Source organism: Vibrio sp. 10N.247.311.49, assembly GCF_041467655.1.
Lineage (GTDB): Bacteria > Pseudomonadota > Gammaproteobacteria > Enterobacterales > Vibrionaceae > Vibrio > Vibrio crassostreae_C.
Genome location: NZ_JBFSVA010000013.1, coordinates 55545 through 75717, shown reverse-complemented (window position 1 = coordinate 75717; position 20173 = coordinate 55545). Strand labels below are relative to the sequence as shown.

The window sequence follows — 20173 nt, the reverse complement described above, 5'->3', positions numbered from 1 at the left end:
CTAAAAACAAGCAAAGCGAATAAGGATTCTGGAGACAATTATGAGCAAAGATTTCGGTCAATTATTGGTAGAAGGCAAGAATGTCGTAAAAGACTTCCCAATAAGCAGTACCACCATTCAAACCCCAATGATGCGTGCGATTAACGACGTGTCATTCAAGATGTACAAAAGCCGTGGCCTAGCAGTGGTTGGTGAGTCTGGTTCAGGCAAATCAACAACCGCAAAAATGATCGCAAAAATGTACGCACCTTCAGGCGGCACGATCGAATACAAAGGTCGTGATATCCAAGAGATCTCAAGCAGAAAAGATCTTATGCACTACCGTGAAGGCGTGCAGATGGTATGGCAAGACCCGTTTGGTTCATTGAACCCAACACACAATATCTTCCACCACATTGCTCGACCACTGTTGATCCACAAGAAGGTAACCCCGGGCAATAAGAGAGAACTAGAAGAACGTGTTTACGATCTTTTAGAGCAAGTGGGCCTGATCCCACCAAAAGAGACGGCGAAGAAGTACCCTCACCAACTGTCTGGCGGCCAACGTCAACGTGTCAACCTAGCCCGCAACATCGCGGTAGGTGCCGAAGTTGTACTAGCCGATGAGCCAACTTCAATGCTTGATGTATCGATTCGTGCCGGTGTTTTGAACCTGATGGAAGAGATGAAGTTCGAGAAGCAAATGTCTCTGCTTTACATCACTCACGATATCGCAACCGCTCGTTACATCGCTGAAGACCTTTCGGTGATGTACGTGGGACACATGGTGGAATGGGGCGATACCGATGACGTGATTGCTAACCCTCAGCACCCATACACCCAATTGCTTGTTTCGGCCGTTCCAGATCCTAAGAAGTCGATCCACGAGCAACTTGCAGGCAACAAAGGTGAGATTCCTCTGTGGACACCAGTATCAGCAGGCTGCCCATTTGCAGGCCGATGTACTCACGCAATGGATAAGTGCAAAGAGCAGCTACCAGGGGTTACGCAGCTCGCTGATAACCACTTTGTGCGCTGTTACCTACACGAAAGCTAAGCAATAAAACCCAAGTTAGGGTCTTCGGACCCTAACTATTTATATCCAAAACATTCAAGTACCTAGCCAATAGAAACTAGGACTGTCGGAGAATATTGATGCTGTTATTGACCAACCATATTGGCTATGAGTCCACAGGCCCGAAGCAAGCTATCCTACAAACTAAGAAAGCTCGCCTATCAAGCACTACGGCTCTACTCGTCTGTGCTGACAACCATATGACTGTCGGAAATTTTGATGTGGTTAAACAAGGCCGCGTAGCAAATTGGCATCAAGGGCAATTCTTCACTATTGATTTCAGTTCAGTCACTGAATCTGGTCGCTACTACCTACGTTTTGACAACCTGCGTTCAGAAGTATTTGAGATTGGTAGCAACCTATTAATGAACCACACGTTTTCTGATGTGCTTCATTACTTTAAGTCACAACGCTGTGGCGGGATTTTCGACAAAAAAGATCGACAAGCACAAATTCTAGGTACCGACCGATACGTCGATGTCCACGGTGGATGGTATGACGCATCAGGTGATGTCAGTAAATATTTTAGCCACCTGTCTTATGGTAACTACCTAAACCCACAACAAATTCCGATGGTCGTTTGGAACATGCTAAAAAGCGTACGCTTGACTAGCCATAACCCAGACTTCCCGAAATTCTCCATGACTCGTCTAACGGAAGAGGCTCTGTTCGGTGCCGACTTCTTAGTGCGTATGCAAGACGCTGACGGATACTTCTATATGACGGTATTCGACAAATGGAGCAAAGATATCAACCAACGCGATATCTGCGCTTATGCGACTCAAGAAGGTCATAAATCAACGGACTTACAAGCGGGCTACCGACAAGGTGCAGGTGTTGCTATCGCAGCATTAGCCGCAGCTTCTGAGCTTGAAATCTCTGGCAGCTACTCGAGCCACGCATACCTTGAAATGGCGGTTAAGGGTTACTGGCATCTAAAAGAGTACAACCTCCAGTATCTAAACGATGGTGAAGAGAACATCATCGATGAGTATTGCGCCCTACTCGCAGCCAATGAGCTGTATCGCGTAACACAAGACCAGCAATACCTATCAGAAGCAAGAACTTGGGCGACTCGTTTAATCTCTCGTCAGCAATCCGATGATTCATTTGAGCACTTCTGGTCGGCAAACTCTGATGGCTCTCGTCCATACTTTCACGCAGCTGAAGCCGGTCTTCCTGTGATTGCACTATGTGAATACATCGACAATGAAACCGATGCTGAATTAAAAGAACAGGCGCGCACAGTTGTTGAACAAGCTTGTCAGTTCGAAATCAACATCACCGACAAAGTCACCAACCCATTTGGCTATCCAAGACAATACGTTAAATCTGTCGATGGTGATAAACGTGATGCCTTCTTCGTCGCTCAACAGAACGAAACCGGTTACTGGTGGCAAGGCGAGAACGCACGCCTTGGCTCACTCGCAACCATGGCTTACCTAGTTCAACCGCACATTAAAGATAGCGAACTTCAAGAGCGCTTAATCCAGCTTTCACAAAATAGCCTTGATTGGATCTTGGGCCTCAACCCATACCACATGTGCATGCTCGATGGTCATGGCCATAACAACCCAGACTACCTACCTAAGCTTGGGTTCTTCAATGCGAAAGGCGGTATCTGTAATGGCATCACAGCTGGTTTTGAAGATGAACAAGACATTGCGTTCAATCCACCAGCACAAAAAGATGACATGCTTCAAAACTGGCGCTGGGGTGAGCAATGGATCCCTCATGGTGCGTGGTTCTTATTAGCAACCGCTGCACAGTTCAACTTCTTAGCTCAGCGTAAGGAGCAATAATCATGACTCTTTACTACGTCGGTATTGATGGTGGTGGTACTTCTTGTCGTGCTCGTATTCGTGACGCTCAAGGCAAACTGATTGGTGAAGCGAAAAGTGGCAGTGGCAACATCCTTTTGGGTGTTGATGTTGCGATGAGCTCAATTATTGATGCCATCACAAAAGCGGCACAACAAGGGCAACTCAACTCAGACCATTTTTCAAATATGCATGTTGGCCTAGCGCTGGCTGGCGCTGAGCAAAAATCAGCATGGTTCGACTTCATGGCTCAACCACACCCTTTCGCAAGCATGACACTAAATACCGACGCTTATGGCGCTTGCATTGGTGCTCACAATGGCCAAGACGGCGCAATCATGATCGGTGGTACGGGTTCTTGCGGTATCTTCCTAAAAGACGGTGAGCAACATGTGGTTGGCGGTCGTGAATTTCCGATTTCAGATCAAGGCGGCGGCGCAGTCATGGGCTTACGTTTGATTCAACAAGTCTTGCTTGCAGAAGACGGTATTCGCAACAAAACCCCGCTGACTCTACATGTGATGAATCACTTTAATAATGATGTGGATGCCATTGTCGAATGGTCAAAAGGTGCTATTCCAAAGGATTACGGTCAATTCTCACCAGTTATTTTTCAACTCGCTAACGAAGGTGACGAACTGGCTATCGATATGCTCAAGCAAACCGCGGCTGATATCGAAATGTTTGTCTTAGCACTGCATCGAAAAGGCGCTGACAAGGTGTGCTTAATGGGAAGTATCGCTGAGCGTATTCTCAACTGGCTATCACCACCAGTACAACAATGGATCGTTAAACCTCAATTCGACGCTATTGAAGGCGCATTGATGTTTGCCGGAAAACCACAACACAACTTGTATCAACAGGCTTAGCAGGGAAGTTATATGAATTATCGCATCGACTTAGCTGTTCTTTCTGAACAAAAAAATAACTGCCGATTTGGCCTTACGGTACATAACTTAAGTGACCTCGACGTAAAAGATTGGTCTCTGCACTTTGCATTTGATCGTTTCATCCTTCCAGAGAGTTTATCGCAAGGAGAGCTGACTCAAGTTGGCAGCTTTTGCTCATTCACACCAAGTTCGTCAGTGTTAAAGGCCAACAACCATTACTACTTTGAATTCAGTATTCAAAGCGCACCATTCCGCTTCTATTCTGATGGCCTTAACGATGCCTTTATCCAGTCACATAATGATGGAGAAACATCGGTACTGCCTGTCGCGATATCACCCATAGTACTGGCTTCGCCATACCGTGAACGCAATCAAATACCTGAAGTTAACGCTGCTGAGATTGCATTGATTCCTCAGCCTAATCAGATCGAATTTCAGCAAGGTAGTTTCGCGCTAAGTAACTTCGCGCTAAATAACGACTGCAGAATTGAGGTTCAATCTCATCTTGCTGATAAGGCAGTCTCTTGGTTCCAGCAAGAGTTGCTCTCGACCTTTGAGCTGTGTCTTTCGACCGCGCTTTCAGCTGAACTTTCAAAAGACGAAAGCGGCAACATTCTATTTCGCAGCAACCCGACGTTAGATGAAGCCGAATACAAACTGACCATCACTGCACAACAGATTATTGCTGAATCAGGCAGCCAGTCGGGCTTTACACACGCTGTGGCAAGCTTGATTCAACTAGTTCAACAACTGGACGCAGAGAACTTCTCTCTACCATGTTGCAAGATAGCCGACCAACCGCGCTTTAAGTACCGCGGCATGATGTTGGACTGCGCTCGTCACTTCCACTCAGTAGAGCAAGTGAAGCGTTTAATCAATCAACTGGCGCACTACAAGTTCAACGTATTTCATTGGCACCTAACTGACGATGAAGGTTGGAGAATTGAGATAAAGAGCCTGCCACAGCTAACAGAAATTGGCGCTTGGCGTGGCCCTGATCATGCACTAGAGCCGCAATATACCCACATTGCGGAAAACTACGGCGGCTTCTACACGCAACAACAAATTCGTGAAGTCATTGAATATGCAGAGCAACGCAGCATCACGGTGATCCCAGAGATCGATATTCCGGGACACTGCCGTGCCGCAATCAAATCACTGCCTGACATGCTGGTAGAGCAAGCGGATACCACTCAATACAAGAGCATTCAGCACTACAACGACAATGTACTAAACCCAGGTTTGCCCGGTACTTACCAATTTCTAGATGCAGTTATTGAAGAAGTCGCAGAGCTATTCCCGAGCGAATTGATTCACATGGGTGCAGACGAAGTGCCACCCGGTGTGTGGACCAACAGCCCTGCTGCTCAAGCATTGATGAAAGAACACCAGTACCAAGACAGCAAAGACCTACAAGGCCACCTATTCCGCTATGCCGAAAACAAGCTTAAGCAACTCGGCAAACGCATGGTCGGCTGGGAAGAAGCACAGCACGGCGACAAAGTGAGTAAAGAGACCATCATCTACTCATGGCTCAGTGAAGAAGCGGCTGTCAATTGCGCTCGCCAAGGCTTTGATGTGGTGTTGCAACCTGCACAGTTTACCTATCTCGACATGACCCAAGATTATGCACCGGAAGAACCGGGCGTAGATTGGGCTGCCGTTATCCCATTAGAACAAGCTTATACCTACGAAGCACTTGCTGAGGTATCCGACACCGACCCAATTCGTAAGCGGATCCGCGGAATTCAGTGTGCTCTATGGTGTGAGATCGTCACCAACCAAAAGCGTATGGATTACATGGTATTCCCAAGAATTAGCGCTTTAGCTGAAGGATGTTGGACACATAAAAACAACCGAAACTGGCTAGATTACCTATCTCGCCTAAAGGGGCATCTGCCATTACTCGACAAACTCAATGTTGATTATCGCAACCCTTGGAAAGCTCAATAAAACAAACCAAAGCGACACTCATATCGAGTGGTTGCTGACTCAAATTAAGGTGCTCAGTTAGATACGACTCAGCATCACTATTTAAAAATTAGCTGCATAGATGCAGTTTGTTAAAAAGGAAATGACAATGAAATACGGCTATTTCGATAACGACAATCGCGAATACGTCATCACTCGCCCTGATGTACCAGCACCTTGGACAAACTACCTAGGTACTGAAAAGTTTTGTACCGTGATTTCGCACAATGCGGGCGGTTACTCGTTCTACAATTCTCCGGAATACAACCGTGTTACTAAGTTCCGTCCAAACGGCACCTTTGACCGTCCTGGACACTATGTGTACCTGCGTGATGATGAGACAGGTGATTACTGGTCTATCTCTTGGCAACCAGTGGCAAAGAGCCTAGATGAAGCGAACTACGAAGTTCGTCACGGCCTGTCATACTCAAAATTCAAATGTGAATACAGCGGCATTACCGCAACCAAGACGCTATTCGTACCTAAGGGTGAAGATGCAGAAGTTTGGGACGTTGTATTAAAGAACAACACTGACAAGCCACGTACTATCAGCACTTTCTCGTTTGTTGAGTTCTCTTTCAGCCATATTCAATCAGACAATCAAAACCATCAGATGTCTTTGTACTCTGCGGGCACGTCTTACCAAGAAGGTGTTCTGGAATACGACCTGTACTACAACACTAACGACTTTGAAGGCTTCTACTACCTAGCTTCAACTTTCTCACCAGACAGCTACGATGGCCAACGTGACAACTTCCTTGGTATGTACCGTGATGAAGCAAATCCAATTGCGGTTGAAAACGGTAAGTGTTCTAACAGCGCTCAAACTTGTTACAACCATTGTGGTTCTCTGCACAAGCAATTTACGATTCAACCCGGTGAAGAAGTTCGCTTTGCGTATGTACTCGGTATCGGTAAAGGCAACGGTGAACGCCTACGTGAGAAGTACCAAGACACAGCAAACGTAGACGCCGCTTTCCAAGGCATCAAAGATCACTGGGACGAGCGTTGCAACAAATTCCAAGTTAAGTCGCCAAACGAAGGCTTAGACACAATGATCAACACGTGGACGCTATACCAAGCGGAAACCTGTGTGGTTTGGTCACGCTTTGCATCATTCATCGAAGTTGGCGGTCGTACTGGTCTTGGTTACCGTGATACGGCTCAAGATGCTATTTCAGTACCCCATGCCAACCCACAAATGACCAAGAAACGTATTATCGACCTGCTTCGCGGCCAAGTGAAAGCGGGCTACGGTCTACACTTGTTCGATCCTGACTGGTTCGATCCAGAGAAAGCCGACGTTGAGCCATCAAAATCACCAACAGTTGTTCCAACACCGTCAGATGACGACAAGATCCACGGCATTGAAGACACATGTTCTGATGACCACCTATGGATCGTTCCGACCATTATCAAATACGTAATGGAAACCGGTGAGCACGACTTCTTCGATGAAGTGATTCCATACGCAGACGGTGGCGAGGCGACAGTTTATGAACACATGAAAGCGGCACTGAACTTCTCTGCTGAATACGTGGGTCAAACGGGTATCTGTAAAGGTCTTCGAGCTGACTGGAATGACTGTTTGAACCTAGGTGGTGGTGAATCTTCAATGGTTTCATTCCTACACTTCTGGGCGCTACAAGAATTCCTAGATCTTGCTAAGTTCCGTACTAACGATGCTGACGTTGCGAAATACACTGAAATGGCAGCTAACGTTCGCGAAGCGTGTGAAACGCACCTTTGGGATGACGAAGGCGGCTGGTACATCCGTGGTCTAACTAAAAATGGCGACAAGATCGGTACCGCTCAACAAGCTGAAGGTCGTGTACACCTTGAGTCAAACACGCTAGCCGTTCTATCTGGTGCTGTATCTCAAGAACGCGGTGAGAAAGCGATGGACGCTGTTGATGAGAACCTTTTCTCAGAATACGGCCTACACCTAAACTCTCCTTCATTTGCAACACCAAACGATGATATCGGTTTCGTAACTCGCGTTTACCAAGGCGTAAAAGAGAACGGCGCAATCTTCTCTCACCCTAACCCATGGGCCTGGGTGGCAGAAGCGAAGCTAGGCCGTGGTGACCGTGCGATGAAATTCTACGACGCACTAAACCCATACAACCAAAATGACATGATTGAAACACGCTACGCAGAACCATACTCGTACGTGCAGTTCATCATGGGTAAAGACCACCAAGACCACGGCCGTGCAAACCACCCATGGTTAACAGGCACCTCTGGTTGGGCTTACTTTGCGGTAACCAACTTCATTCTAGGTGTTCGTACTGGCTTCGAAGGATTAACGGTTGATCCTTGTATCCCAACGGATTGGCCAGAGTTCGAGGTTACTCGTCAATGGCGTGGCGCGACTTACAACATCACAGTGCAAAACCCGAATGCAGTAAGCAAAGGCGTTGCCTCTATCACTATCAATGGTGAGTCAGTTGAAGGCGCAATCCCAGTACAGGCAGAAGGCAGCGTGAACGATGTTGTCGTTGTTCTAGGCTAGTCACGCAATTTAACGAACAGCTCTTGTCTCAAGTCTTTACAGGCTTGAGACAATGAGACTAAAAGGATTTTCTAATGATTAAATTTGGTACAGGTGGCTGGCGCGCTTTCATTGGTGAGGAGTTCACTAGAGAAAACGTCCGTTTGGTAGCGCAAGCACTCGCTAACATCATCAACAACGAAGATGCAGCCAAGAATGGGTTTGTGATCGGCTATGACCGTCGTTTCCTTTCCGATAAAGCCGCATGTTGGTTTGCAGAAGTACTTGCGGCGAACAACATCAAAGTAAGCTTCATCGATAAGTTTGTTCCAACACCTATCGTGATGTTCCAAGCAAAAGAGATGGGATGCACCTACTCGGCGTGTATTACCGCCTCTCACAACCCAGCCGATTACAATGGCATCAAGGTATTCATTGAAGGTGGCCGTGATGCTGATGAGATCATCACAGAGAAGATCGAACAGCAAATCGCAACACTGACCAACGAAGATATTATTCGTGTCGATTTCGAGCAAGCGTTGAATGACAAAGAGATCGAAATCATCAACCCGATGAACGCCTTTGTTGATTCCATCATTAATGCCATCGATATTGAATCGATTAAGAAAGCGAATCTACGCGTGCTGATCGACCCAATGTTTGGTGTGGCGAAAAACGCTCTGCAAACCGTGCTGATTAACGGTCGCTGTGATGTCGACGTCATCAACGATGGCAAAAACCCAGATTTTGGTGGCTTAATGCCGTCGCCAAATGCTGCAACGCTGTATCGCTTGAAGCACTTAGTTGCAGCAGAAGGCTATGACATTGGTATTGGTACTGATGGCGATGCTGACCGTTTGGGAATCATCGATGAGAAAGGTCACTTCATTCACCCTAACGAAGTGCTACTCCTACTTTACTACTACTTGCTGGAATACAAAGGCTGGAAGGGCTCTGTCGTTCGTAACATCGCAACCACACACCTACTGGATAAAGTGGCGGCAGATCATGGTGAGAAGAGCTTTGAGGTTCCTGTAGGCTTTAAGCATATCAGCTCACAAATGGAGGCCGATGACTCTCTGATTGGTGGCGAAAGTTCAGGTGGTTTAACCATTCGTGGTCACATCAAAGGTAAGGATGGCGTATTTGCTTCAAGCTTACTGGTTGAGATGATCAGTGTGACAGGCAAGAAGCTGTCTGAATTACTTGATGAGATTTACTCTAAATATGGCTATGCCTACACCGCAGAAGGCGATTATAAGTTTAAACCTTCAGAGAAAGAAGCGCTCTACACTAAGATCTACGTCGAGAAGCAACTGCCTGAATTTGAATACGAAATTGAAAGAGTCAGCTATGAAGATGGTGCCAAGGTGTACTTCAAGAATGGCGGCTGGGTCATTGCTCGCTTCTCAGGAACAGAGCCGTTACTACGAATCTTCGCAGAAATGGAAGATAAAGACACTGCAGAACGTGTTCTTCAAAAAGTGAAAGACTTCCTCTCTCTATAGGCTTATAGAGTGCAGCAGTTTTGTATGGGACTTAACAAATCACTGCCTTGTTAAAGCCTATAAGTGAAGAACTCTTGCCCAGTACTTTGATTAAAGTGCTGGGCTTTTTTATCGCGATTCTTGTAACGATTAGTATCGCGTTATATCTCTTTAAAAAGCCAATACGCCTTTGGTATCGACTTTTACGTTGACCGGCATACCCACTTCAAGTGCTTCTGACGAGGTTGCTAATAACTTCTGACCATGCGCTTCGATTACATAACGACAGTGATCACCCATAAATTGCTGTTCTAGCACCGAAATAGCACTATCTTGCTCGTAACTTGCTTGGATATGCTGGGGCCTTAGCAGAAGCTCACATGTATTGCCGAACTCAATCTCCGTTTGCGGTTTGGCTTCAACCATACCCAAACTGGTTTCAAATTCATGCTCCGAAATACGCTGTGCATTGAGGTAGCTACCGCCACCCAAAAAGTCTGCAACAAACTTACTTGAAGGATGGAAATACAACTCAGATGCCGAACCATACTGCTCAATCACACCATGGTTCATTACTGCCATTTTATCTGCAAATGCGAACGCTTCTTCACGGCTGTGAGTTACGAAGATAGCTGTAACACCCTGCTTCTTAAAAATCTTGCGAATCTGAGAAATCAGCTCATGACGAACCTGAGTATCGATGTTTGAGAATGGTTCATCTAACAGTAGCAAGTCTGGCTTGTACGCCAAAGAACGAGCAATAGCGACACGCTGTTGTTGACCACCTGAAAGTTGGTGTGGGTAGCGGTCACCGTACTCATCTAAGTGAACCAACTCCAGCATCTCTTGAACTTTGTCTTTCTTTTGCTGCTCAGAAAGGTCTGTCAAGCCAAAGCCGACATTCTGGTTTACCGTCAGATGCGGAAACAGGGCGTAATCTTGGAAAATCATACCAATGTTACGCTGCTCTGGTGGCAACCAATTCTCGCCATCATCAATGGTTTGACAGTTCAAACTCATCACACCGCTACTTAATGGAAGTAAGCCTGCAATCGCCTTCAGTAAGGTCGTTTTACCGCAGCCACTCGCACCAAGAAGACAAACAATTTCACCATGCTCAACTTCTAACGAGAGCGCTTCCAAAATGGTTTGCGACTCATACTTACAAGTCAGATCTTTAATTGATAATGCACAACTCATTAGTTTTTCTGCTCCAAGGAACGGTTTACGATGATCAGAGGAATTAAACCCACCAACACCAATAATACAGCAGGCATCGCCGCCAATTCTAGGTGCTCATCTGAGGCATAGTTATAAACATAAGTCGCCAATGTCTCGAAGTTGAAAGGACGCAGCAGCAAGGCCGCATTCAACTCTTTCATTGATTCGATAAACACCAGTAAGCCAGCGATCAATGCGCCACGTTTAATCAAAGGTAAATGAACACGGCGTAACATCTGATTGGTATTGCAACCCATGGTTTTTGAGGCCATATCCAATGAAGGGGATACTTTACTCAAGCTGCTTTCAATACTGCCAATTGCCACTGCAGAGAAACGTACGACCATGGCAAAAATTAGCGCGAACATGGAGCCAGAGAAGATCAAACCAGGTCGCCCCCACTCCATCACTTTCGCAATGTCATTGACCAAGTGATCCATGAACAAAACAGGTACCATCACCCCAATCGCTAACACGGTGCCTGGAACGGCATAGCCCATCGAAGCGAGACGCATATAAGCCTGATTTTTCTTACTCGGACTAACGCGTTGATTAAAGTTAACAATCATCGCGATAATCACGCCAATAATCGCAGCAGCTACCGAAACGTAAAGGCTGTTGATGGCATATTCTCTGAATTCAGGGGTCCAGCTTTGAGCAAAATATTTGTAGGCGTAAATAATGAGCTGGCCAAGAGGGAATAAGAACGCAACGCAAACTAATCCCCAGCACCAGAATAGTGCCAGCCATTTTTTCCAACCAGAAAGGTCGTAACGAAAATCTTCGCGGCTGCTGAACTGATTCTGGAATAGCTTCTGCTTACGGCGACTGTATCGCTCTGAGCTCAACAGTAGGATCACGATAACCAGCATGATTGCCGATATTTTCGCAGCTGCCGTTAAGCTTGAGTAGCCTAGCCAAGTATCATAAACCGCAGTCGTTAAAGTATTTACCGCAAAGTAACTCACGGTACCAAAGTCACCGATGGTCTCCATAGCAACAAGCGATAAACCGACCGCCATTGATGGACGAACAAGTGGTAAGGAGATACGACGGAAGCTTTCCCAAGGCGAGCATTTTAGCAAACGAGCAGATTGTAATAAGGAGACGTTTTGCTCCATAAATGCCGCGCGGCACAGCAAATAAACATAAGGATAGAGAACGAGAGACAGAACAATAATAGCGCCGGATAAGGTTCTAATATCTGGGAACCAATACTCACCGGGTCCCCACCCAGTAAGATCTCGCAGTAGAACCTGAACAGGGCCGGCAAAGTCGAACCAATCGGTAAAGATATAGCCAACAATATAGCCTGGCATTGCTAATGGCAGGACGAGTGCCCACTGCAAAACACGCTCTCCCGGAACACGGCACATTGCCATAACCCAAGCCGACGGAATACCAAAAACTAAAGACAGGAACATGGTTCCTATGACTAAAACCACCGTATTGTAGGCATAGGTAGGCATCACTGTGGACATCAGATGAGAAAATAGCTCATCTGTTTCTCCAACAGTCGTCGTAAAAATCGCTAAGATCGGTAAAACCAGTAATACAGCAATAATGCCGCTACTGGTGTTCCATAAATAATTCTTTTCTTTCATCGCCTAACTACAACGAGGCTTAATGAAACACAAATGCATTTGCAAATACATCTCATATCCTTTTAATGGTGGGGTTATTTATACCCATATACTCTAATGACTTCAAGGTGAGATGCTAATAACTCAAGGGATCAACGGGGTGCTTTGTATCAAAAAGTGATTTTCCAATAACAAACAACCCCAAGTAGCCAAAATGGCGACTTGAGGTTGTCATTTTACTTAGGCCGAAGCCTACCGTAATAAATTATAGATCGAACTTAACTTCGTCTAATAGCTTGATTGCAGCCGCGTGGTGGTTTGCAATTTCGTCTAGAGAAATAGTATCCGCTTTGAACTCGCCCCATGAAGCAACAAGCTCAGAAGGTTTAACGTCTGCTTTCACTGGGTATTCGTAGTTCACTTCTGCGTACATGCTTTGTGCTGTGTCACCAGATAGGAATTCCATCAGCTTAACGGCATTCTCTTCATTTGGAGAGTATTTAGCCATTGCCATACCAGAGATGTTTACGTGAGTACCTGTAGTCTCTTGGTTAGGGAAGTTAATGTAAACAGAGTCAGCCCAAGCTTTTTGCTCTTTATCATTAACCATCTTACCTAGGTAGTAGCTGTTACCAAGAGCAACATCACATAGACCTTCTTTAATCGCTTTAACTTGCGCGCGGTCGTTACCTTGAGGCTTACGTGCTAGGTTTGCTTTTACGCCTTCTAGCCATTCTTTCGTTTCAGCCTCACCTTTGTGAGCAATCATCGAAGATACTAGAGAAACATTGTATGGGTGCTTACCACTACGAGTACAGATTTTGCCTTTAAATTCAGGCTTAGTTAGATCTTCGTAAGTGAACTCTTCACCTAGACGACCAACACGGTCACGTGAAGAATAAACGCTACGTGTACGAGTTGTTAGAGCGAACCACTCGTTATCTGTATCTTGGTATTGAGCTGGGATGTTCTTTTCAAGTACATCGCTTTCTACAGATTGAACCAGACCTTGTTTAGTTAGCTCAGATAGACGGCTGATATCTACAGTTAAGACAACGTCAGCTGGGCTGTATTCACCCTCTTGAGCTAACTTCTCTGCTAAACCTTTTTTAGCAAACTTAACGTTTACTTTAATACCAGTCTCTTTTGTGAACTCTTTGAACATTGGCTCAACAAGGAAAGGTTGACGGTAAGAGTATACGTTTACTTCTTCCGCAGCCATTGCTGTCGGGGCAATTACACCACACGCTAGAGCTGAAAGTGTTAGCAGTTTCTTCATTGTAAAATCCTTTATATCGAAATGATAATGTCTATCAGTTGCGTTATTATATTCATCATTAACATAATTACAATGACGACCAACAAAAAATCCGTCTATTCAGACCATTCAAACTCTCACTTTTGTAACAAACCATTTCAACTTTGTGTCTTGTCGTTCCCCTTAAACAATGAGCCTAACTTCAACGTTCGTGTTTATATATTGTGCAACCGTAAATACAACAAAGCCCCGCAACAAGAGTTGCGGGGCTTTCTTTGTCCAACCTAACCCATTCAGATTAGGCGACGACTGTTGATTATTTTACTGATACAAACTCAGGGTAAGCGCCGACACCACAATCGTGCATGTCCATACCTTCAAGTTCTTCATCTTCCGTTACTCGGATACCGATTGTTGCTTTAAGCACCGCCCATACTGCTAGGCTAGCACCGAATACCCATGCAAAGATGACTGCTGCACCCATTAGCTGAGCACCAAACGTTGCATCAGCGTTGCTTAGTGGCACAGCCATTAGACCGAAGAAACCACATACACCATGTACAGAGATAGCACCTACTGGATCATCAATCTTAGCTTTGTCTAGTGCGATGATGCTGAATACAACCAATGCACCAGATACCGAACCAATCGCTACAGCAAATAGAGGTGATGGTGATAGAGGGTCTGCAGTGATTGCTACTAGGCCAGCTAACGCGCCGTTAAGAATCATTGTTAGGTCTGCTTTACCCCAAGTTGTTTTACATACTAGTAGTGCTGCAATTGCGCCTGCTGCTGCTGCTGCGTTGGTGTTAAGGAAGATTTGACCTACTGCTGTTGCGTTCTCAAAATCCGAAACCATCAGTTGAGAACCGCCGTTGAAACCGAACCAACCGAACCAAAGGATAAATGTACCTAGCGTTGCAAGTGGCATGTTTGAACCAGGAATCGGGTAGATTTCACCGTTCTTACCGTATTTACCTTTACGAGCACCGAGTAGTAGAACACCAGCTAACGCTGCTGCTGCACCAGCCATGTGTACGATACCTGAACCTGCGAAGTCACTGAAACCCGCTTCTGATAGGAAACCACCGCCCCAAGTCCAATAACCTTCAACAGGGTAAATGAACGCTGTTAGTACTACAGAGAAGATTAGGAATGACCAAAGCTTCATACGCTCAGCAACCGCACCAGATACTACAGACATTGCTGTTGCAACGAATACTACCTGGAAGAAGAAGTCTGATTCTAGAGAGTGATCTGCGCCTTCACCTTGTGTACCAATTAGAGTACCAAATGATGGCAACCAACCGCCTTCACCGTTGTCGACATACATGATGTTGTAACCAACCACTAAGAAAGCTGTACAAGCAATTGCGTACAAACAGATGTTCTTAGTTAAAATTTCTGTGGTGTTCTTTGAACGAACTAGGCCAGCTTCTAACATCGCGAAGCCTGCTGCCATCCACATTACCAACGCACCTGAAATGAGGAAGAAAAAAGTGTCTAGTGCGTAACGTAGTTCCGTTACTGTTGTTGTAAGTTCCATATTAAAGTCTCCAGTCCTTGTAATTCTTTAAAGTGCTTCAGCATCCATTTCACCAGTACGAATTCGTACGGCTTGGCTTAGGTCATACACAAAAATTTTGCCGTCGCCGATTTTTCCGGTGTGTGCCGCTTGGCTAATCGCTTCAACAACTCGGTCAACATTCTCAGCTTGGGTAGCAATCTCTAGCTTCACCTTTGGTAGGAAATCCACTTGGTACTCTGCACCACGATACAATTCAGTGTGTCCCTTCTGACGACCAAAGCCTTTCACTTCAGAAACAGTCATACCTTCAATACCCACATCAGAGAGCGCTTCGCGTACATCGTCTAATTTGAATGGCTTAACAATGGCATTTATTAATTTCATATTCGTTCCTTAAATTCTTACTTAATCCGTTAATTCTCTTATTACAATCCAAGTAGCGTGCCAAAAAGTTAAGTGATTGATTTTAAATAAGATGAAGATAATAAGGTCGTAATAACGAAAAAGGCCGCACCAACATGGTGCAGCCTTTTCACTATCTTAATGCGCGATGCTCTTATTGCTCCAGTTTTGGGCAACGGAGCCTTCAAAGCTCTGAATGACTAACAAATAGGTCTTAGGACTAGTAACCTAAAAAATCCATCCAGCGTTCGATGAGCAGTTCGAAATCGTCGATTCCACAGCTTGCTTGGCTTTCACAGTTATAGAAGTCGAACTCACTGCCCTCTTCCATCTCTTGCTCATGCGCTAACACGTTTTCTTGAATCGTTACTTCGTCTTCATTAATCGCAAGGCTAATCTCTTTGCCAAGCAACGTAACTTCATTGCTCAAGTCCTGTCGAGATTGCTCAATCAACGCCATCACATGATCTAATTTTTGCTTATCTTTACCGATCTCTTCTTGAAGCCAACGGCCAACAATCTCATGGCCCATGCTGCATTTCACATAGTATTCACCCATTAGAGTGTTTCTAGTAAATTCAAACTCCATAACTCAACCTATACTGCATTAATACTCAAGCGATACTATTTCTGAGTATACCATTGTCTTGTCAGAAACGAGCGTATTGACGAATTTATCGTTACGATCCAACCTACACAGTCAATGAAGAGGAGGGCTCTATGCAGTTGAACGAAATGATTGCCAAACAAATTGTCGAACGAACCATGAAGATCATCCCACACTCGATTAATGTGATGGATAATAAAGGTCGCATTATTGGATCCAGTGATCCTACTCGCTTATACCAAAAACATGAAGGAGCGGTACTTGCCATCACCGAATCACGAGTCGTTAATATTGACGAAGCCACTGCCGAACACCTAAAAGGGGTTAAGCCTGGAGTTAATTTACCGATTCTATTTCAGGATAATGTCATTGGGGCGATTGGGGTTTCTGGGACACTGCAGCAAGTTCATCATTTTGGTGAGCTGGTGAAGATGACCGCTGAGCTTATTGTTGAACAAGCTGTACTTATGTCTCAAGTAGAATGGAATAAGAGGCATCGTGAAGAATTGGTATTGCAATTAATCCGAGGTAGCACGCTTAATGACATGCAACTGCAATCCATCGCACAGCGTCTGGATCTCGACCTTGCACAACCGCGGATTGCCGCCATCGTCAAGGTGTTACCGATAGAAGACACTGCGCCTTCATTGGAAAACTTACAGCAATTAGTACATTTACTTGAATATCCCGAGCGCGATAATTTAGTCGGTATCTTGTCTGTTTCACAAAACGAAGTGGTGGTACTCAAGCCTATAACCCTGATAGGGAACAGCTGGTCCAAGGATGCAGAAGCCAAGCGCGTGAAATTGCTACTCAAAAGAATAAAGAAAGAAGCTAAGTTTCAAATCAAGATTGCGCTTGGGGATTACTTTACCGGACTTTCTGGTTTAGCACGCTCATATGATACCGCTGAGCTCACTATGCGCAGTGTCGGTAACCGCCCCGGAGACATGTTTTTCTATCAAGACTATCGACTGCCGGCCATTATGAGTAGCCTGTTACAAGATCCATGGATTCGTGAGCAACTGGAGCAGTCTTACCTACATCTTCAACAACAGGACAGTAAAGGGATACTGATCAAAACTTTGAAGACATATTTAAAGCAGAACTGTGATTCAGCTCTCACCTGTAACGAACTACATATCCATCGTAATACGCTACGCTATCGAACAGACAAGATAAACCAAATAACATCATTAAATATCAACAATATAGACGATCTATTTCAACTCTACATTGCAATAAATCTATTCCACTGGTCGAGCTAAAAAATGTGCAACTGCACAATTTAAAAGGACCGATTTGAGCACTTATTTGTAGAGAATGACAAAGACTTACCAACCCTATATCTTTATATTTGCCGAAAATGACACATCGTTATCTGGGAAATAGAACATGATTGAAGTTTCAACTCTTGGCGCACTTTCAGCATTGATTGTTGCTATCGCGCTCATTCTTAAAAAAGTGCCACCCACCTACGGCATGATCATCGGTGCTTTGGTTGGCGGCGTGGTTGGCGGCGTTTCTCTCACCGAAACCGTTGAGTTAATGATAGGTGGTGCCCAAGGGATCGTCACTTCAGTGATGCGAATTCTCGCCGCTGGTGTGTTGGCCGGCGTACTAATTGAATCAGGGGCGGCTACCTCGATTGCAGAATCCATCATCAAAAAAGTAGGCGAAACTCGCGCCTTACTTGCTCTTGCCATTGCGACCATGATTTTAACCGCTGTTGGCGTTTTCGTTGATGTGGCCGTTATCACGGTTTCTCCTATTGCACTGGCTATTGCTCGCCGCGCAGACCTTTCTAAAACCGCGATCCTTTTGGCGATGGTGGGCGGCGGTAAAGCAGGTAATGTCATGTCGCCTAACCCAAATGCCATTGCGGCGGCTGATGCGTTCAATGTTCCGTTAACCTCTGTGATGGCTGCAGGCGTGATTCCGGGTCTATTTGGGCTGCTTTTCGCCTACTTCTTGGCAAAGCGCCTCGTCAATAAAGGTTCAAAAGTAGCGGAAAGTGAAGTGGTCAAAGCGGATCAAAGTTCACTGCCAAGCTTTTCTTCTTCAATCGTTGCACCGTTAGTGGCTATTGCCCTACTCGCGCTGCGACCACTCGCTGATATCAATGTTGATCCTCTAATTGCATTACCCTTGGGTGGATTGCTGGGTGCACTGGCTATGGGTCGCTTCAAACAAGCCAATAGCTTTGCGGTTTCAGGCTTGTCACGTATGGCACCGGTTGCTGTAATGCTACTGGGCACAGGAACCATTGCAGGCATCATTGCTAACTCAGGACTAAAAGCTGATCTGATTGAAGTGCTGACGATGTCTGGGCTGCCTTCTTACTTACTTGCTCCGTTTTCTGGCGCACTGATGGCACTATCAACCGCATCGACAACTGCCGGAACAGTAGTGGCATCGAATGTATTTGCCAGCACCATTCTTGAGCTAGGTGTTCCAGCTCTCGCAGGCGCAGCAATGATCCACTCTGGTGCGACAGTACTTGACCATATGCCACATGGTAGCTTCTTCCATGCCACGGGTGGTGCGGTACATATGAGTATTCATGAACGTCTAAAACTCATCCCTTATGAGTCAGCGGTCGGTCTTGTTATCGCCTTCGTCTCAGTAATGATCTTCGGTGTATTTGGTCTGTTTGTTTAAGTTTAAAGGTATCAAAATGAAAATTGTAATTGCTCCTGACTCATATAAAGAAAGCCTATCAGCAATGGGCGTTGCTCAAGCGATTGAAGATGGCTTTAAACAGCTAATACCAAACGCCGAATACGTAAAATTACCAATGGCTGATGGTGGTGAAGGCACAGTACAATCTCTGGTGGATGCGACCAATGGCTCTATCATCCAACATCCAGTGATTGGTCCATTAGGTGAAATTGTCGAAGGCTTCTACGGTATGTTCGGTGACGGTAAAACTGCCATTATTGAAATGGCGGCCGCTTCCGGCCTAGATTTAGTCTCTCCAGAACAACGTAATCCACTAAAAACCACTACCTATGGTACGGGTGAGTTGATCAAAGCCGTATTAGATAAAGGTGTTGAGCATATTATTATTGGCATTGGTGGTAGTGCGACCAATGATGGTGGCTTAGGAATGGCTCAAGCGCTAGGCATTCGTATGCTAGATGCAGAGGGTCACGAGCTGGTGTTTGGTGGTGGTGAACTGTCAAAACTGACAACCATTGATCTCACCAACCTCGACCCACGCCTACAAAACGTACGCTTAGAGGTCGCTTGTGATGTCGATAATCCATTATGCGGACCAAAAGGGGCATCACAGGTATTCGGTCCGCAAAAAGGCGCAACACCAGAAATGGTTGAGCTGTTAGATGCTAACCTTGCTCATTATGCCAGTATCATGAAAAACCAGTTAGGCGTCGATGTCATTGATCTCCCTGGTGCTGGCGCGGCAGGCGGTCTAGGCGCGGCACTTGTTGGCCTGTTAAATGCGGAGCTTCGCCCTGGTATTAACATCGTAATGGACGCCGTCAATTTAGATGAAATAGTCTCAGATGCTGATCTTGTGATTACAGGAGAGGGGCGCATTGATAGCCAAACCATTCATGGCAAAACACCGATTGGTGTCGCTCGCACAGCCAAAAAACATAAACTGCCTGTCATCGGTATTGCCGGCTGTCTAGCCAGTGATTGTGGTGTGGTTCATGAGCATGGTATCGACGCGGTATTTGCGGTAGTGAACCGTTCAGTAGACTTGCCGACAGCTTTGGCTGAAGCGGCTAAAAATATTGAACTTACTGCTCGCAATGTTGCAGCAATGTATACGATTAAGCACTAATCGAGCTCTCTGTAAGCTAAAAGCAATTTTCGCTGTATGCTAAAAGC

Annotated in this window: 15 protein-coding genes; 9 read left to right on the top strand and 6 right to left on the bottom strand. The window is 45.6% G+C overall.

Going from position 1 to position 20173, the window contains the following annotated elements; genetic code table 11:
• Window positions 1–40: 40 nt before the first annotated feature.
• The 6 genes from AB6E54_RS14095 to AB6E54_RS14070 all read left to right on the top strand — a co-directional run bounded on the left by AB6E54_RS14095 (window position 41) and on the right by AB6E54_RS14070 (window position 9737).
• Window positions 41–1036 (top strand): ABC transporter ATP-binding protein, encoded by a 996-nt coding sequence (locus tag AB6E54_RS14095; protein ID WP_017063264.1) that lies wholly within the window; start codon window positions 41–43, stop codon window positions 1034–1036.
• A 98-nt stretch (window positions 1037–1134) separates the two neighbouring features.
• Window positions 1135–2856 carry a glycoside hydrolase family 9 protein gene (locus tag AB6E54_RS14090; protein ID WP_372103556.1) on the top strand — a complete coding sequence of 574 codons (1722 nt, stop codon included), beginning with the start codon at window positions 1135–1137 and terminating at the stop codon, window positions 2854–2856.
• Between the two features lie 2 nt (window positions 2857–2858).
• Entirely contained in the window at window positions 2859–3743 is an 885-nt protein-coding gene (locus AB6E54_RS14085; protein ID WP_102331935.1) for an N-acetylglucosamine kinase, read from the top strand.
• 12 nt (window positions 3744–3755) lie between these two features.
• Window positions 3756–5717, top strand: coding sequence for a beta-N-acetylhexosaminidase (locus tag AB6E54_RS14080; protein WP_372168915.1), 1962 nt, complete (start codon window positions 3756–3758; stop codon window positions 5715–5717).
• A gap of 127 nt (window positions 5718–5844) precedes the next feature.
• The gene (locus AB6E54_RS14075) at window positions 5845–8250 is read left to right on the top strand and encodes a GH36-type glycosyl hydrolase domain-containing protein (protein WP_372106458.1); all 2406 of its coding nucleotides are present in this window, start codon (window positions 5845–5847) and stop codon (window positions 8248–8250) included.
• 74 nt (window positions 8251–8324) lie between these two features.
• A complete protein-coding gene (locus tag AB6E54_RS14070; protein ID WP_102319894.1) occupies window positions 8325–9737 on the top strand; it encodes a phosphoglucomutase/phosphomannomutase family protein in 1413 nt (470 codons plus the stop codon).
• A gap of 150 nt (window positions 9738–9887) precedes the next feature.
• Here AB6E54_RS14070 and AB6E54_RS14065 read toward each other — a convergent pair whose 3' ends face one another.
• From AB6E54_RS14065 to AB6E54_RS14040, 6 genes are all read right to left on the bottom strand, one after another.
• Window positions 9888–10916: an ABC transporter ATP-binding protein gene (locus tag AB6E54_RS14065; protein ID WP_102331933.1), complete on the bottom strand. Its 1029-nt coding sequence runs from the start codon at window positions 10914–10916 to the stop codon at window positions 9888–9890.
• Window positions 10916–12541 (bottom strand): ABC transporter permease, encoded by a 1626-nt coding sequence (locus AB6E54_RS14060; RefSeq protein WP_372168913.1) that lies wholly within the window; start codon window positions 12539–12541, stop codon window positions 10916–10918. Before AB6E54_RS14060 ends, AB6E54_RS14065 begins: the two co-directional genes overlap by 1 nt.
• A gap of 244 nt (window positions 12542–12785) precedes the next feature.
• Window positions 12786–13799 carry a Fe(3+) ABC transporter substrate-binding protein gene (locus AB6E54_RS14055; RefSeq protein WP_017059419.1) on the bottom strand — a complete coding sequence of 338 codons (1014 nt, stop codon included), beginning with the start codon at window positions 13797–13799 and terminating at the stop codon, window positions 12786–12788.
• Between the two features lie 295 nt (window positions 13800–14094).
• Window positions 14095–15324 (bottom strand): ammonium transporter, encoded by a 1230-nt coding sequence (locus AB6E54_RS14050; RefSeq protein WP_017059420.1) that lies wholly within the window; start codon window positions 15322–15324, stop codon window positions 14095–14097.
• Between the two features lie 27 nt (window positions 15325–15351).
• Window positions 15352–15690, bottom strand: a complete 339-nt coding sequence (glnK, locus tag AB6E54_RS14045; RefSeq protein WP_004738200.1) for a P-II family nitrogen regulator — start codon at window positions 15688–15690, stop codon at window positions 15352–15354.
• Between the two features lie 238 nt (window positions 15691–15928).
• Complete coding sequence (locus AB6E54_RS14040; protein WP_019824378.1) at window positions 15929–16297, bottom strand: YacL family protein; 369 nt, start codon at window positions 16295–16297, stop codon at window positions 15929–15931.
• A gap of 131 nt (window positions 16298–16428) precedes the next feature.
• Here AB6E54_RS14040 and AB6E54_RS14035 point away from each other — a divergent pair, with 131 nt between their 5' ends.
• The 3 genes from AB6E54_RS14035 (at window position 16429) to AB6E54_RS14025 (ending at window position 20126) form a co-directional block, all read left to right on the top strand.
• Window positions 16429–17583, top strand: coding sequence for a sugar diacid recognition domain-containing protein (locus tag AB6E54_RS14035; protein WP_372106461.1), 1155 nt, complete (start codon window positions 16429–16431; stop codon window positions 17581–17583).
• A 127-nt stretch (window positions 17584–17710) separates the two neighbouring features.
• Window positions 17711–18976 (top strand): GntP family permease, encoded by a 1266-nt coding sequence (locus AB6E54_RS14030; protein WP_017059423.1) that lies wholly within the window; start codon window positions 17711–17713, stop codon window positions 18974–18976.
• A gap of 16 nt (window positions 18977–18992) precedes the next feature.
• Complete coding sequence (locus AB6E54_RS14025; protein ID WP_372106462.1) at window positions 18993–20126, top strand: glycerate kinase; 1134 nt, start codon at window positions 18993–18995, stop codon at window positions 20124–20126.
• Window positions 20127–20173: the final 47 nt, after the last annotated feature.

Excerpts from the sequence above, each read along its gene's own strand:
- AB6E54_RS14095 (WP_017063264.1), top strand. The coding sequence starts at position 41 with ATGAGCAAAGATTTCGGTCAATTATTGGTAGAAGGCAAGAATGTCGTA.
- AB6E54_RS14090 (WP_372103556.1), top strand. The coding sequence starts at position 1,135 with ATGCTGTTATTGACCAACCATATTGGCTATGAGTCCACAGGCCCGAAG.
- AB6E54_RS14085 (WP_102331935.1), top strand. The coding sequence starts at position 2,859 with ATGACTCTTTACTACGTCGGTATTGATGGTGGTGGTACTTCTTGTCGT.
- AB6E54_RS14080 (WP_372168915.1), top strand. The coding sequence starts at position 3,756 with ATGAATTATCGCATCGACTTAGCTGTTCTTTCTGAACAAAAAAATAAC.
- AB6E54_RS14075 (WP_372106458.1), top strand. The coding sequence starts at position 5,845 with ATGAAATACGGCTATTTCGATAACGACAATCGCGAATACGTCATCACT.
- AB6E54_RS14070 (WP_102319894.1), top strand. The coding sequence starts at position 8,325 with ATGATTAAATTTGGTACAGGTGGCTGGCGCGCTTTCATTGGTGAGGAG.
- AB6E54_RS14065 (WP_102331933.1), bottom strand. The coding sequence starts at position 10,916 with ATGAGTTGTGCATTATCAATTAAAGATCTGACTTGTAAGTATGAGTCG.
- AB6E54_RS14060 (WP_372168913.1), bottom strand. The coding sequence starts at position 12,541 with ATGAAAGAAAAGAATTATTTATGGAACACCAGTAGCGGCATTATTGCT.
- AB6E54_RS14055 (WP_017059419.1), bottom strand. The coding sequence starts at position 13,799 with ATGAAGAAACTGCTAACACTTTCAGCTCTAGCGTGTGGTGTAATTGCC.
- AB6E54_RS14050 (WP_017059420.1), bottom strand. The coding sequence starts at position 15,324 with ATGGAACTTACAACAACAGTAACGGAACTACGTTACGCACTAGACACT.
- glnK (WP_004738200.1), bottom strand. The coding sequence starts at position 15,690 with ATGAAATTAATAAATGCCATTGTTAAGCCATTCAAATTAGACGATGTA.
- AB6E54_RS14040 (WP_019824378.1), bottom strand. The coding sequence starts at position 16,297 with ATGGAGTTTGAATTTACTAGAAACACTCTAATGGGTGAATACTATGTG.
- AB6E54_RS14035 (WP_372106461.1), top strand. The coding sequence starts at position 16,429 with ATGCAGTTGAACGAAATGATTGCCAAACAAATTGTCGAACGAACCATG.
- AB6E54_RS14030 (WP_017059423.1), top strand. The coding sequence starts at position 17,711 with ATGATTGAAGTTTCAACTCTTGGCGCACTTTCAGCATTGATTGTTGCT.
- AB6E54_RS14025 (WP_372106462.1), top strand. The coding sequence starts at position 18,993 with ATGAAAATTGTAATTGCTCCTGACTCATATAAAGAAAGCCTATCAGCA.